Below are 14,632 nucleotides of genomic sequence, written 5' to 3'. Positions count from 1 at the left end.
ACGCGCCGGCCGTGCGTGCAGGTCTCCCCCATCAGGCCGTCACCACCGCAAGCGTGTTGTCCTCCACCAGCAACGTGGCGCTGCCGAAGCTGTAGACGTGGTAGGTGATGCCATCGATCGCCTGTGTTGTGCCGCTGTCGACGGCACCGACGACGTTGAGCACATCCGCGCTGTCGCCGGTGATCTGCAAGGTATCGTTGCCGTCGGTGATCGCCAGCACCTCCGACGCGGTCAGGGTCAGGGTACTTCCGGAGTCGCCCTTGCCCAGGTCGATACGCTCGATGTTGGACAGCGTGCCCACGCCTGCCGCGTTGTAGTCAAGGTCGATGCCGTTGGCGAACAGCACCGTATCGAAGCCGGCGCCACCGTCGATGCTGGTGAAGTTGGTCGCGGTGATCTGGATGGTGTCGTCGCCATTGCCGGCCAACACCTGATCGCCGCTGCCGATGTTGAAGATCAGGTCGCTGCCGTCGCCGGCGAGGATGCGCTCGCTGCTGCCGTCGGCGCCGGACAGGATGTCGATGCCGCCGGTGCCGTTCACGCTGATGGTGCCGATGCTCAGGGCCGCGCCGCTACCGGACAGGCTGATGCCATAGCGCGCACTGTCGTTGCCCAGCGTGTCGGTGGCGACCACTTCGAAGGCGACCTGCGCGCCAAGGTTGAGCACGCCGGACGCGGTGAGCCCGAGTTGGCTCAGGACGCTGGGACTGAGCAGGTTCAAGGCGAAGTCACCATTGGCGTCGGCCTGGATGGGCGTGAGTTCGACATTGAGCGCCGGAGTGATGACGCGGATCGCCAGGCTGACATTGGGGTCGGCGTTGCCGCTGAATCCGAAGGTCGCCGGCAGCAATGCGAAGTCCACCCCGAAGTCGCCCAGCGTCAGCGGCTGCGCGATGTTGGCGCCAACCCCCAGCGAGGCGACCGAACTGGTGTTGCCCGCCGGATCGGCGCCCACCACGGACACCTGCGCGTTCAACAACTGCGACCAGCTCAGGCCGATATCCAGGCCGGTGAGCAGATCCAGCGAGGCCAGGCCGCTGTTGTCGGCCGTCAGCGTGGCCGTGGCCTGCACGCCGCCCACATTGACGTTGACCGTCAGTGCAGTGCCCGGTTCGCTGGAAATCGTCAGCAGATTAGCGACCAGCGACAGCACCGGAGTGGCCGGCGGGATCGTATCGATGGTGAAGCCGACCGAGGACGAGGCCGGGCCCCCGTTGAGATCGGCGGTGACCGTCGCGGCGCCCTGCGGCAACGCGGCGCCGCCGCTCGGCGGCAGCACCGAGACCACCACGTTGCCGGCAGCGAGGTCGCCGCTGGTGAGCGTATGCGGGACATCCACCACGTAACCGTTCTGGCCGGCGAAATGCACGGTGACCACCTGGCCGACCAGCATGTTCGGCCGCAGTTGCACCACCACCTGGATGCCGTCGCCGATTTCCGCAGCGTTGATCCAGGTATCGCCGGCCTCGGGCACGCTGAGCAGCGGCGGCGACAGATCCGGGGCAGTGAGCAGTGCGGGCGGGCTGACGTTGCCGGCGGCATCGACCGCCACCACCGACAGTGCCTGCCCGATCACCAGCGCCGGCACCAGCGGCAGGCTGAAGGCGCCATTGCCATCGGCCTGGATCAACAGTGGATTGGCGGTATCGCCGTTCACCACCACACGCAGTTGCGCGTTGGCTTCGGCGGTGCCGGTGAGCAGGCTGCCGTCCAGGCTGATCGTGACCAGCGGTGCCGCCGGTGCCAGCGCATCCACCGTGGTGGTCGCCGGAGGACTGACATTGCCGGCGGCATCGGTGGCCACGGCATTTACCACCGTGCCGTTCGGCAAGGCCGTGCCCGGTGTGACGCTCCAGTTGCCGGCGCCATCGGCGGTGGTCTGCCCGATCAGCGTGCCGTTGCCGTCGGTCCCCGTGACGGTCGCACCCGCCTCCGCCGTACCGACAATCGCCGTGCCATTGCTCGGCTGCAGCACCGGCGCGGCCGGTGCCAGCGCATCGACCGTGGTGGACGCCGGCGGGCTGGCATTGCCGGCCGCATCGGTCGCCACGGCATTTACCACCGTGCCGTTCGGCAAGGCCGTGCCCGGTGTGACGCTCCAGTTGCCGGCGCCATCGGCCGTCGTCTGCCCGATCAAGTTGCCATTGCCATCTGTGACGGTGACCGTCGCACCCGCTTCGGCAGTACCAACGATCGCCGTGCCGTTGCTCGGCTGCAGCACCGGCGCCGCCGGTGCCAGCGCATCGACCGTGGCGGAGGCCGGCGGGCTGGCATTGCCGGCCGCGTCGGTGGCCACAGCATTCACCACCGTGCCATCCGGCAACGCGGCGCCCGGGGTCACGCTCCAGTTGCCGGCGCCATCGGCCGTCGTCTGCCCGATCAAGTTGCCATTGCCATCTGTGACGGTGACCGTCGCACCCGCTTCGGCAGTACCAACGATCGCCGTGCCATTGCTCGGCTGCAGCACCGGCGCCGCCGGCGCCAGCGCATCCACCGTGGTCGTCGCCGGCGGACTGACGTTGCCGGTCGCATCGGTGGCCACGACGTTGACCACGGTGCCATCGGGCAACGCGGCGCCCGGGGTCACGCTCCAGTTGCCCGCGCCATCGGCAGTGGTCTGTCCGATCAGCGTGCCGTTGCCGTCGGTCACCGTCACCGTCGCCCCCGCCTCGGCGGTACCGACGATCACCGTGCCGTTGCTCGGCTGCAGCACCGGTGCCGCGGGTGCCACCGCGTCCACCGTGGTGGTCGCCGGCGGACTGACCGTGCCGGCGGCATTGCTGGCGACTGCCGTGATCACCGTGCCGTCCGCCAGCGGTGTGGCCGGGGTGAAGCTCCAGTTGCCGGACGCATCGACGATGGCCTGGCCGATCGGTGCGCCATTGCCGTCGGTCAGGGTGATGGTCGCACCCGCTTCCGAGGTACCGGCGATGACGCTGCCGTTGCTGGCGTCGATGACCGGTGCCGCCAGCAGATCCGGCGCCTGCACGCTGGCCGGCGGACTGGTGTTGCCGCCCGGATCGGTCACCACCACGGTCAGGGTCTCGCCATCGGTCAGCGGCGGCTGCAAGGGCACGGTGAAGGTGCCATCGCTGCCGACCACGGCCGTGACGTCCGGCACGCCGTCGCCATTGGTATCCACGCCCACTGTGGCGCCCGCCTCCGCGGTGCCGGTGAGGCTGCCGCCATCGGCCGAGACCTGCAGATTGCCGGCCGCCGCCGGCGGCGTGGTGTCGGGCGCGTTGACGCTGGCGCCGGGGCCGATGTTGCCGGCCGTGTCGGTCACCACCACCGTCAGCGGTTCGCCATTGGTGAGTGGCGGCTGCAGCGGTACCGTGAAGGTGCCGTCGCTGCCGACCACGGCGGTCACGTCCGGCACGCCATCGCCATTGGTATCCACACCCACCGTCGCGCCTGCCTCCGCCGTGCCGGTGAGGCTGCTGCCATCGGGCGCCACTTGCAGATTGCCGGCCGCACCGGGCGGGGTGACGTCCGGCGCCTGCACCATCGCCGGCGGGCTGGTATTGCCCACCTGATCGATCACCACGACCGAGACCATTTCTCCATCGATCAACGGAGTAGGCAGGGCAACAATGAAGGTGCCACTGCTTTCGGTCATCACGATATGGTCCACCTGTCCGTCGCCATCGGTGTCGACGTGTACCCAGGCACCAGCCTGCGCGGCTCCGGTCAACTGCAAGCCGTTCTCCGCGATGCGCAAGTTGCTGGCGGCCGCTGGCGGCACGGGCGACGCTGGGGGCGGCGAGGCCGGCGGCTGCGCGATCAGGTTGCTGTCGTCCTGCTTGCTCATGCTGCCCAGTGCGCCAGCGCCCGCCGCTACCCCGCCAGCCAGCAGCAATGGCCCGAGGAGGCCGCCAGATGATGCGCCTATGCCCGCCGCAGTCAGTGACTCGAATCCTGCCTCGACACTCAATGGCGCATATGTGCCCAGCAATGCGCCTGCTTCGCCAGTGCCGGAGAACTGCACCGCAACCAGACGCTCTTCCTGAGTCAGGAACAATTGGCTTGGTTCAGGGGCTGGATCAAAGAAGTGGGCAACGCGCAGCATTTCGCCGCTTTTCATCCGCACGATCAGATCATCGCCCTCACGCGTGTACGCCGCGATAGCATCAGGCGGCATGTCAAGCACCACACGACTGGGCTGATCCAGATGAACTACACCGTCTGATGGCAGCGGGATAGCCTGGGCGCGCGCGGGGTCCGCATCGTGCGGGACAACCTTGACCTGGATACTCATGACGAACACTCCTTTCGCGAGGATGGGCGGAAGCGGGCGAGCGTGAGCCGATGGCCTGGGGCAATCGACGCGCCTGGGCGCCGTGCCGGCCGATGCGCAGGCAACACCTCACCTACGCGGCCCTATCGGTCCACGACAAGCTTTGGATCGGTGATCAAGCAACGCAGCGCACGCACTGCCGCGCGCCACGTCGGGGTGGACGCAGCTAGCGTCGGGGTCGTTGCGAGGGAGAAACCCGGGGATGAGGCCGGCGGCGGCGCTGGGCCACGTGACGGGGCGAACGAGACAAACGGGCGGTGTCCAATGACATCACGGGCACTCCTTGTGAAAGCAAAACAGTTCGAACGGCAGGACGGCAACACCATGTGCAGTGACTCTGCGCCGACATGCCTCGCCTGCATTGCGAGGTGCCACCTTCAGGTCCGGATCGATCGTGCCGCATACCCGCCAAAGAACTGGCGTTACGCGGTCCCCCCTTCCGTTTGCACGCACCGATCTTTGCCAACGACGACACACATGGGCAATAAATCGGCACAAATACGTGACACAACTGTGTTTAGCACCACACTCCAGCGACGCTTTTTTCACAAAGCCCGCTGCGGGTTTTTCAAGGTTATTGCGCAAAGCAATAAAAAAATGACGCCACCGGCATGGCCCGGTTCTGCGCGGCTGCGTGCGTCCCTCCATCGGCTGCGTTCGCCGAACCGCGCCGGCAAACGATTGCATCGACAGGCGCAGGCGACACCATGCGGCCAGCGCGCCTGCGCAGCGCCCGGCCCTGTCATGACGATCGGCCCACCGAACCTGGACGGTCGGCAGCGCGACGCGTGGCGTCGCGCGCCGCCGGTGCGGCACTCTCTGGCTCAGTACACCGGCAAACTGATGAAACTGGCCTGCTGCGGCGTGTGCCAGATCCGCTGCGTCGCCTTCTGGTAATCGCCGGGCTTGGCGAAGTAGATGTTGGGCACGTAGGTCTGCGGATTGCGGTCGTACAGCGGGAACAGGCTCGACTGCACCTGCACCATCACCCGGTGGCCGCGCTCGAAGGTGTGATTGGCCGTCGGCAGGCCGAAGCGGTAGGCCAGCGGCTGGTTCGGAGTGAGGGGCGCCGGATGCTCGAAGCTTTCGCGGTAGCGGCCGCGGAAGATCGCCAGCGACACCGGCAGCTCGTAGCCGCCCAGCTTCGGTTCGGAGGCCATCTGGTCCGGGTACACGTCGATCAGCTTCACCACCCAGTCGCTGTCGCTGCCGCTGGTGGAGGCCTGCAGGTTCACCTGCGGCGCGCCGGCGATGCGCAGCGGTGCCTGCAGCGGTTCGCTGACGAAGGTCAGCACGTCCGGGCGGCCGTCGACGAAGCGCTGGTCGTGCACCAGCCAGGTGGTCCACATGTCGCGGTCGCCGAAAACAACCGGGCGCGGCACGAACGGCACCGGCTTGGCCGGGTCGGACACGTACTCGGTGTACTCGCCCTGCCCGGCCTGGGGCGCCTCGAACGAGACGCGGCCGCCGGCCTCCAGGTACAGCGGCTTGCTCTGCGCCGGGCAGCCCTGCGCGCAGCTCAGCGGCCAGCGCTGCAGGCGGTCCCAGTGGTTGGCGCCGGTATCGTAGATCAGCACCGGCGGCGTGTCGGCCTTGGGCGCGCCGTCGACCAGGTACTGATCGAAGAACGGCTTGAGCACGTCGCGGCGGAACTGCAGCGCGGTGTCGCCGTCGAACTGCAGCGCGCCCAGCGAGGCGCCCTCGTAGTTGACCTGACTGTGCCGCCACGGCCCCATCACCAGGTAGTTCTTGTCGTTGCCGGTGTCGCGCGGCTCCATCGCCTCGTAGCTGTGGATCGCGCCCCACATGTCTTCCTGGTCCCACAGCCCCTGCAGCCACATCGTCGGCACCTTCAGCGGGGTGCGCGCCATCACCTTGTCCAGCGCCTGCTCCTGCCAGAACGCATCGTAGGCCGGGTGCTCGGTGAGCTTGCGCCACCACGGCAACTGCTCCAGCCCGGCGGCCTTGGCGTAATCGCCGGCCGAGCCGGCGCGCAGGAAATTGCTGTAGTCGTCGTAGCCCTGGCGCGGAATGCCCTCGCCCTTGCCGCGCCGGGTCATCTGGCCGGTGAAGTAGTCCAGGTTGACCTGGCGGAAGGCGCCGTAGTTGAGCCAGTCGTCGCCCATCCAGCCGTCGATCATCGGGCTTTCCGGCGCGGCCACCTTCAGCGCCGGATGCGGATCGGCCAGCGCCATCACCACGGTGAAGCCCTCGTAGGACGAGCCGATCATGCCGACCTTGCCGTTGGATTCGGGCACGTGCTTGACCAGCCAGTCGATGGTGTCCCAGGCGTCGGTGGCATGGTCGACCTTGGTCGGGTTGAGCGGCCCGCGCAGCGGCCGGGTCACCACGTAGTCGCCCTCCGAGCCGTATTTGCCACGGATATCCTGGAACACGCGGATGTAGCCGCCGTCGACGAACACCTCGTCGCCCTGCGGCAGCAGATCGCGCATGTGCGGCGAGGCCAGCCGGCTGGCACGGCCGCTGGCGTCGTAGGGCGTGCGGGTCAGCAGCATCGGCGCGCCGTGCGCGCCCTTGGGCAGCACGATCACCGTGTGCAGCTTGACCCCGTCGCGCATCGGGATCATCACCTCGCGCTTGACGTAGTCGTTGGCCGCGGTCGGCGCGACGAAGGGCTTGCCGGTGATGTCCGGGGTCATCGGCGCGGTCTGGGCGAACGCGGTGCCGGTGGTGGCGAGGGCGACGGCAGCGGCGAGCAGGCAGGGAGCGAGGCGGCGCATGGGCATTGGATCCCGAAAGGAGGCGAATCCGCGACGCTAGGCGACGGCGCCTCACTCGGCAAGTGACAAAGGCTGGGTCGCCGACCCTCGCCGTTGGCGCCGCGGGCACGCGAGCGCGCAGGCACGCCATGCCAATCAGCTCAGGTGGCTGCCCTGCCCCAGCTCCACCGACGCGACGCAGATCACTCCCTTGCCAGGCAGCTCAGGCGCCCGACCGACCAGGATCGCAGCGCCTCAGTGCCGCACCTGGCCTTCGCCGCGCACCACGAAGCGCTCCACGGTCAGCGCTTCCAGGCCCATCGGGCCGTAGGCGTGCAGGCGCGTGGTGGAGATGCCGATCTCCGCGCCCAGGCCCAGTTCGCCGCCGTCGGAGAAGCGCGAGGAGGCGTTGACCATCACCACCGCCGCGCGCAGCGCCTGCACGAAGGCCTCCGCTTTGGCCGCATCCGCGGTGGCGATGACTTCGGTGTGATCCGAGCCGTAGCGGCGGATATGCGCGATCGCGGCGTCCAGGTCGGGCACCACCGCGACCGCCAGGATCAGGTCCAGGTACTCGGCGGCGTAGTCGTCGTCGCTGGCAGGGTCGATGTCCGGCAGCAGCGCGCGGGTGGCGGCATCGCCGCGCAGGGCGACACCGCGTGCACGCAGCGCCTGCGCCGCCAGCGGCAGAAAGCGCGCGGCCACGTCGGCGTGCACCAGCAGCGTTTCCAGCGAATTGCAGGCGGCCGGCCGCGTGGTCTTGCCGTCGATGAGCAGCTTCGCCGCCAGCGCCAGGTCGGCCGAGGCGTCGACGAACAGATGGCACACGCCCTTGTAGTGCTTGATCACCGGCACCCGCGCATGTTCGGCGACGAAGCGGATCAGGCCCTCGCCGCCGCGCGGGATCGCCAGGTCGACGATGTCGTTCAGCTGCAGCAGCTCCAGCATGGTCTCGCGGCGCAGATCCTCGACCAGGGTCAACGCGGCCTCGCCGATGCCGGCGGCGCGAAGCGCCCGGCGCAGTGATGCGGCGATGGCGGTATTGGAGTGGATCGCCTCGGAGCCGCCGCGCAGGATCACCCCGTTGCCGGCCTTGATGCACAGCGCCGCGGCGTCGGCGGTAACGTTGGGGCGCGCCTCGTAGATCATCGCCACCACGCCCAGCGGCACGCGGATCTTCTGCACGCGGATGCCGTTGGGGCGCACGTCGTCGCGGGTTACCTGCCCCACCGGGTCGGGCAGGCCCGCCACCTCGCGCAGCGCCGCGGCGATGCCGTCCAGGCGTTTGCGGTCCAGCGCCAGCCGATCGAGCATCGCGCTGCCGACCTCCTTGGCCCGCGCCGCCTCCAGATCGCGCGCATTGGCGGCGAGGATCGCTTCGGCATCCGCCTCCAGCGCCGCCGCCATCGCCTCCAGCAGCGCCTGTTTGGCCGGCGACGACAACTGCGCCAGCGCTTGCGCGGCATCGCGGCAGTGCAGGGCCTGGGTGCGGATGGAGGTCATTGGGCGGCTCCGGTGGATTCGGGATTCGGGATTCGGGATTCGGGATTCGGGATTCGAAAAGGCTAGGCGCTACGTTGGGAAATGAAAGGCGGCGCGCACATTGGAGCAGAATCCGCGGCGCCGTCGCGGCTGGTGCGGGGCTCGACGCAGTTACGCCGACTCCCCATTGCCGACTCCCGATTCCCGCACCACCACCAGATCGTCGCGATGGATCACGTTCTCGCCGTAGTTGTAGCCCAGGATCGCCTCGATGTCGCGCGAGTGGCGGCCGGCGATGCGGCGGATGTCCACCGCCGCGTACTGGCTGACCCCGCGCGCCAGGCAGCGTTCCCCGGCCGCGTCGCGCAGGCGCACCTCCACCATGTCGCCGCGGCGGAACTCGCCCACAGCACCGGCCACGCCGCCCGGCAGCAGCGAGGCGCCCTTGTCGAGCAGCGCGGCGGCAGCGCCAGCATCGATCAGGATCGCTCCCGGTTCCACCGGCACGTGACGCAGCCAGTACTTCCGCGCAGCGATGCGGGTGCGCGCGGCATGGATGCGGGTGCCGCGCAGGCTGTCCTGGGCCAGGCCGCGCAGCACCTCGGCGCTGCGGCCGTTGAACAGATAGGTCTCGATGCCGGCGGCGCCGGCCTTGGCCGCGGCCTCCAGCTTGGTGCGCATGCCGCCGGTGCCCACGCCGCTGCCGCTGCCGCCGGCCATGGCCAGCACCGCCGCGCTCAGTTCCTGCACCTCGTGCAGCGGTTGTGCCTGCGGGTCGCGGCGCGGGTCGGCGGTGTACAGGCCGTCGATATCGGTGGCGATGAACAGCGCATCGGCATCGACCAGGGCGGCGACGATCGCGGCCAGATTGTCGTTGTCGCCGAGCTTGAGTTCGTCCACCGAGACGGTGTCGTTCTCGTTCACCACCGGCAGCGCGCCCAGCCGCAACAGTTCGCCCAGCGTGGCGCGCGCATTGAGGTAGCGGCGACGGTTGCGCAGGTCGTCGTGGGTCAGCAGCACCTGCGCCACCGGCCGCTCGAAGAAGCGCTGCCACAGCGCGATCAACTGCGCCTGGCCGAGCGCGGCCAGCGCCTGCCGTGCCGCCAGCGCCGCACCGGCCTCGGCGGCCTTGGGCACGATGGCGCGCCCGGCGGCGACCGCGCCGGAGGACACGATCACCAGTTCGCGCCCGGCCGCCAGGTTGGCCGAGACGAACTGCGCCAGGCCCAGCGCGAAGCGCGGGGTCAGCCCGCCGCCGTCGGCGGCCAACAGGCTGCTGCCGACCTTGAGCACCGCGCGCCGCCACGGCGGCAGGCGTTGTTCGACGAAGGGCGATGGCGTCTGCGAGGTCATGGGATCAGCGCGTGTTCCATTCGTAGACGGTGAGGTCGGAGCTGCCGTGGATCGCCAGCGGATCGGCGGCGACGATCGCCTGCGCCTGCGCCAGGTCGTCCACGCCCTGCAGCAGGTAGGCGCCGCCGCTGCGATCGCTGAAACCGCCGGTCAGCGCCAGCAGGCCGCGTGCGCGCAGGTCGTCGAGGAAGTCCTGATGCGGCGCGACCACGCGCTCGTCGAAGCTCGGTTTGCGCATCGCCAGGACCAGGTAGTGCTTCATCGTACGGTGTTCCTTCTGCAATCGGTTTGCATGTTCGGCGTCGCAGCGAACGCTTTTTGTGGGAGAGGCTTCAGCCCCGACGCGTTATAGCGCCGAGGCGTCGCGGTTGAAGCCCTCCCACAGGCAATCAAGCGTCCAGCGCGCGCCAACGCGCCTGCAGCTCGTCCAGGCGCAGATCGGCAGCGGCGCCCGGCGAGACCCGCGCGGCCAGGCTGCCTTCCGGCGTGCGCCCCTGCCCTGCGCTGTCGGCGGATGCGGCGGCGGCCTGATAGGCCTCGCGGAACGGCACACCGGCCACTGCGGCTTCCACCGCCACGTCGGTGGCGTACATGCCCGAATCGATCGCCGCGCGCAGCCTGTCCTCGCGCCACTCCAGGTTGGCCAGCAGCGCCGGCAGCAGCTCCAGCGCGGCCAGGCCGCGGCCGAAGCCGTGGAAGATCGCGCCCTTGCTGCTCTGCAGGTCGCGGTGATAACCGGACGGCAGCGACAACAACTGTTCGATCTCGGTACGCGCGGCGGCCACGCTGGCGTGGGTGGCGCGCATCAGCTCGATCACGTCGGGGTTGCGCTTGTTGGGCATGATCGAGCTGCCGGTGGTGTACTGCGCCGGCAACGCGACGAAGCCGAACTCGCCGCTGGTGAACAGCGACAGGTCCCAGGCCAGTCGGCGCAGGTCCAGGGTGGCGCTGCCCAGCGCTTCCAGCGCGGCCATCTCGAACTTGCCGCGCGAGAGCTGCGCGTAGATCGGGCTGACCTGCAGGCGCGCGAAGCCCAGCGCGGCGGTGGTGTGCGCACGGTCCAGCGGCAGGTTGACGCCGTAGCCGGCGGCGGTGCCCAGCGGATTGCAGTCGACCAGGCGCAGGGTGTCGCGGGCGCGCAGCGCGTCGTCGATGAAGGCCTCGGCCCAGCCCGCCCACCACATGCCCGCCGAGGACACCACGGCGCGCTGGATGTGGGTGTAGCCGGGCACCGGCAGGTCGCGCTCGGCCCGCGCGCGGTCCAGCGCCACCTTGGCGATCTCCGCGCTCAGTTGCGCCAGCCGCGCCAGCTTGTCCTTCAGCCACAGCCGGGTGGCCACCAGGATCTGGTCGTTGCGGCTGCGTCCGGTGTGGATCTTGCGCCCGGCATCGCCCAGGCGTTCGGTCAGCCGCGCCTCGATCGCCGAGTGGCCGTCCTCGAAGCGCGCATCCAGCACGAACGCGCCGCTGCGGAAATCCTCGGCCAGCACCGCCAGCTCGCGCTGCAGCCCGGCCAGTTCGTCGGCGGACAGGATGCCGATGCGCTGCAGGCCTTCGGCGTGCGCGCCGCTGGCGGCGATGTCGTGCAGGAAGAACTCGCGGTCCAGGAGCACGTCGTCGCCGGCCAGGAAGGCCTGGATCTGCGTGTCGACGGCGACACCGGGTTTTTGCCAGAGGAGATTGGTCATTGGAGAGCCGGGATTGGGGAATGGGGATTGGGGATTCGGGAAGCGGCGCGCTGCGGCGGTGATGGATGCCGTGCTGAGGTGGCGCCCTACGCCGGCGTGTCCATCCGGGGAATCGAGGTCAGTTCGTCCACGCCCAGCGCCAGGTTGAGGTTCTGCATCGCCTGCGTCGCGGCGCCCTTGAGCAGGTTGTCGAGCGTGGCCACCAGCACCAGCCGCTTGTTGCCCGGGGCCAGGGTGAAGCCGCCGAGCTGCACGCCGTGACGGCCGGCGATGCGGCTGACCCAGGGTGCCTCGTCGATCACCTCGATCAGCGGCTCACCGGCGTAGCGCGTGCGATACAGCTGCTGCACCGCCTCCAGCTTGAGCGGCTGCTGCAGCCACAGGTTCACGGTCATGGTGATGCCGCGGAAATGCGGCGCCACGTGCGGCATGAATTCCACCGGCACGCCGAGCTGCGCGGACACCTCGCGCTCGTGCATATGATCGGTCAACGCGTACGGCATCAGGTTGTCGTGCAGCAGCGCCGGGTTGTTCTTGTCCGACGGCGTGGTGCCGGCACCGGAATAGCCGGACACGCCGAAGCACTGCGGCGGCCCGGCGAGTTGCTCGCGCAGCGGCGCGATCGCCAGCTGCATCGCGGTGGCGTAGCAGCCCGGATTGCTGATGCGGCGCTGTCCGGCATAGCCGGCGCGGGTCAGTTCCGGCAGGCCGTAGTACCAGGCCGGATCGAAGCGGTAGTCCGCGGACAGATCGACCACGATCGGGTCGGGCGCACCGGCGGCGACCGCCGCATCCAGCGCCGCCACGTAGGGCGCGGCCTTGCCGTTGGGCAGCGCCAGCACCACCACGTCGGCGCGCTTGGCCGCCACCGCGTCCGGGTCGAGATTCTCGTAGCGCAACTCGCCTTCGTAAGCGTCGTGGTGCGCATCGACGCGCTGCCCGTCCAGCTCGCGCGAAGACAGGAAGGCCAGCCGCAACTGTGGATGCGCGGCGATCAGGCGGATCAGTTCGGCGCCGGTGTGGCCACGGGCGCCGACGATGCCGATGGAATGAATGGAAGTGCTCATGCGTGCGAATCCAGGCGGAACTGCAGGTGGCGTTTCACCCCGGCCCATTCCGTATCGATGATGGAGAAGATGACGGTGTCGCGCGGGGTGCCGTCGGCGTGGCGCTTGTGGTTGCGCAGCACGCCGTCCTGCTTGGCCCCCAGCCGCGCGATCGCGGTGCGCGAGGCATGGTTGAACCAGCTGGTCTCGAACACCACGCTGAGGCAGCCGAGCGTGTCGAAGGCATGGCCAAGCAGCAGCAGCTTGGCCTCGGTGTTCAGGCCGCTGCGCTGCACCCGCGGCGCGTACCAGGTGTAGCCGATCGACAGCGTCGGCACCTGTGGATCCAGGCCGTAGAAACGCGTGCTGCCGACGATCTCGCCCTGCGCATCGCGCACCACGAACGGCAGCACCCGGCCCAGCGCCTGCACCTCCAGCGCGGCAGCGACGTAGGCGTCCACCCGCTCCGGCGCCGGCACGTTGGTGAACCACAGCGCGTCCAGGCCGCTGCCGCGCAGCGCGGCGCGCAGCCCCTCGGCATGCGCCGCCTGCAGCGGCTCCAGGCTGACGTGGCGGCCGCGCAGCGTCGGCACCTGGCGCCAGGATTCGGGAAGCTCGGGATCGATGCTGGACATGGCCTGGGTTCTCTGGACGATTCCGCTCAACCCTGCAGGGTCGGCGTGCGCGTGGCGCAGTGCGCCACGCAGTGCTGGATCTGCTCGAAGGTCTCCAGGCCGTACCAGAACACCTTCCACTTCTCCTGCTTGAAGCAGCCGTCGGACTCGGCGTAGTAGAAGATGTTGACCTGGTTGTTGTGGCGCGAGCGCCAGAACAGCTGCGGCGTCTCCTCGCGCATCACGTTCCACACCGCGCGGCCCAGGCCCTCGCCCTGCGCGTCGTCGAGCACGGCGAACTTGTCCAGATAGGTGTAGCCGCCCTCGTCGGTCAGGATCACCGCGGTGCGGTAGTTCTCGCTGACGTAGGCGCGCAGCAGCTTGGTGGTGTCGAAATAGTCCGGCACCAGGGTGCGGCCGAAACTGGATTCGATCAGGGTCTTCAGCCGCGGCAGGTCCAGCTCGCTCCACGCCGTGGCGCGCAGCACCTTCTCGCCGCGCCGCACCAGGGTGCCCGAGCCCTTGTGGGTGAACAGCTCCTTGGCCAGGTCGGCCGGGCGCGTGATCGACACCGACGACTCCAGCGGCAGCCGGTCCAGCAGGTCCTTGATCTGCTCGATCTTGACCTTCATGCCGCCATGAATCCACGGCTGCGCGATCAAGTGGTCGTACTCGGTGGACAGGTTGATCGAATCGATCACCGTGCCCTTCTCGTCGAGCAGGCCGCCGGTGCCGGTGAGGAAGATGATCTTGTACGGCTGCAGTTCCTGCACCAGTTCGTTGGCGGCGAAATCGGCGTTGATGTTGAGGATCTGCCCGCTGGGGGTCTCGCCCAGGCTGGTGATGACCGGGATCGAGCCGGCCTGCAAGCTGGCCTCGATCGGTGCCAGGTTCACCGCGGTGACCTCGCCGACCAGCCCGTAGGTGTCGCGGTCCAGGTACTGCGCCTCGAACACGCCGCCGGTGATCGAGGTGGCGCGCGCGCCGTTCTGCTGCAGCGCCTCGACCAGCTTCAGATTGGAAGCCTGGAACACCCGGCGCACGATCGCCAGCGCTTCCGGCGAGGTCACCCGCAGGCCGTTGACGGTCTGCTTGTCGATGCCGGCGGCAGACAGCTCCGCGTCCAGCTGCGGGCCGGCGCCGTGCAGCACGATCGGAGTCAGGCCCACTTCCTGCAGGAACGACAGCGAGGAGGTCAGCGCCTCAAGGTCGTCGCGCAGCACCGCGCCGCCGACCTTGACCACGGCGAAGCGCTTGGCGTCCAGTTGCGAGAAGCGCTTGAGGTACTGGCTGATCTCCTTCGCGCTGGCCATGCTCGAGAGCAGGCGCACGATGGTCTGGCGGGTTTGGCGGTTGGCGTGCATGGCGTGGGGCGATGTCCGAAGGAATCCAGGGTGGAGCCGATCGCAGGATCGGTCCGGGCGACGTGGAA

Annotated in this window: 9 protein-coding genes; all 9 read right to left on the bottom strand. The window is 69.1% G+C overall.

Features of this window, described 5'->3' with window-relative positions; translation table 11 throughout:
- Positions 1 to 31: 31 nt before the first annotated feature.
- The gene (locus CEK66_RS15695) at positions 32 to 4,258 is read right to left on the bottom strand and encodes an Ig-like domain-containing protein (RefSeq protein ID WP_152237523.1); all 4,227 of its coding nucleotides are present in this window, start codon (positions 4,256 to 4,258) and stop codon (positions 32 to 34) included.
- A gap of 863 nt (positions 4,259 to 5,121) precedes the next feature.
- Entirely contained in the window at positions 5,122 to 7,038 is a 1,917-nt protein-coding gene (locus tag CEK66_RS15690; protein WP_152237522.1) for a CocE/NonD family hydrolase, read from the bottom strand.
- 234 nt (positions 7,039 to 7,272) lie between these two features.
- Positions 7,273 to 8,520, bottom strand: a complete 1,248-nt coding sequence (locus CEK66_RS15685; RefSeq protein ID WP_152237521.1) for a glutamate-5-semialdehyde dehydrogenase — start codon at positions 8,518 to 8,520, stop codon at positions 7,273 to 7,275.
- Positions 8,521 to 8,670: 150 nt separating this feature from the next.
- Positions 8,671 to 9,852: a glutamate 5-kinase gene (proB, locus tag CEK66_RS15680; protein ID WP_152237520.1), complete on the bottom strand. Its 1,182-nt coding sequence runs from the start codon at positions 9,850 to 9,852 to the stop codon at positions 8,671 to 8,673.
- 4 nt (positions 9,853 to 9,856) lie between these two features.
- A complete protein-coding gene (locus CEK66_RS15675; protein ID WP_152237519.1) occupies positions 9,857 to 10,114 on the bottom strand; it encodes a YciI family protein in 258 nt (85 codons plus the stop codon).
- A 127-nt stretch (positions 10,115 to 10,241) separates the two neighbouring features.
- Complete coding sequence (gene argH / locus CEK66_RS15670) at positions 10,242 to 11,540, bottom strand: argininosuccinate lyase (RefSeq protein WP_152182301.1); 1,299 nt, start codon at positions 11,538 to 11,540, stop codon at positions 10,242 to 10,244.
- A gap of 86 nt (positions 11,541 to 11,626) precedes the next feature.
- Positions 11,627 to 12,607 carry an N-acetyl-gamma-glutamyl-phosphate reductase gene (argC, locus tag CEK66_RS15665; protein WP_152237518.1) on the bottom strand — a complete coding sequence of 327 codons (981 nt, stop codon included), beginning with the start codon at positions 12,605 to 12,607 and terminating at the stop codon, positions 11,627 to 11,629.
- Complete coding sequence (locus CEK66_RS15660; protein ID WP_152237517.1) at positions 12,604 to 13,221, bottom strand: GNAT family protein; 618 nt, start codon at positions 13,219 to 13,221, stop codon at positions 12,604 to 12,606. Before CEK66_RS15660 ends, argC begins: the two co-directional genes overlap by 4 nt.
- A gap of 26 nt (positions 13,222 to 13,247) precedes the next feature.
- The gene (locus tag CEK66_RS15655) at positions 13,248 to 14,564 is read right to left on the bottom strand and encodes an acetylglutamate kinase (protein WP_017909775.1); all 1,317 of its coding nucleotides are present in this window, start codon (positions 14,562 to 14,564) and stop codon (positions 13,248 to 13,250) included.
- Between the last annotated feature and the right edge of the window lie 68 nt (positions 14,565 to 14,632).

The sequence above is a fragment of the Xanthomonas sp. LMG 12460 genome (assembly GCF_009192895.1).
In the GTDB taxonomy this organism is placed as follows: domain Bacteria; phylum Pseudomonadota; class Gammaproteobacteria; order Xanthomonadales; family Xanthomonadaceae; genus Xanthomonas_A; species Xanthomonas_A sontii.
Note: the sequence above shows the minus strand (reverse complement) of the source record. Positions and strands in the feature narration are given on the sequence as shown.

Excerpts from the sequence above, each read along its gene's own strand:
- argC (WP_152237518.1), bottom strand. The coding sequence starts at position 12,607 with ATGAGCACTTCCATTCATTCCATCGGCATCGTCGGCGCCCGTGGCCAC.
- CEK66_RS15675 (WP_152237519.1), bottom strand. The coding sequence starts at position 10,114 with ATGAAGCACTACCTGGTCCTGGCGATGCGCAAACCGAGCTTCGACGAG.
- CEK66_RS15685 (WP_152237521.1), bottom strand. The coding sequence starts at position 8,520 with ATGACCTCCATCCGCACCCAGGCCCTGCACTGCCGCGATGCCGCGCAA.
- proB (WP_152237520.1), bottom strand. The coding sequence starts at position 9,852 with ATGACCTCGCAGACGCCATCGCCCTTCGTCGAACAACGCCTGCCGCCG.
- CEK66_RS15695 (WP_152237523.1), bottom strand. The coding sequence starts at position 4,258 with ATGAGTATCCAGGTCAAGGTTGTCCCGCACGATGCGGACCCCGCGCGC.
- CEK66_RS15660 (WP_152237517.1), bottom strand. The coding sequence starts at position 13,221 with ATGTCCAGCATCGATCCCGAGCTTCCCGAATCCTGGCGCCAGGTGCCG.
- CEK66_RS15655 (WP_017909775.1), bottom strand. The coding sequence starts at position 14,564 with ATGCACGCCAACCGCCAAACCCGCCAGACCATCGTGCGCCTGCTCTCG.
- CEK66_RS15690 (WP_152237522.1), bottom strand. The coding sequence starts at position 7,038 with ATGCGCCGCCTCGCTCCCTGCCTGCTCGCCGCTGCCGTCGCCCTCGCC.
- argH (WP_152182301.1), bottom strand. The coding sequence starts at position 11,540 with ATGACCAATCTCCTCTGGCAAAAACCCGGTGTCGCCGTCGACACGCAG.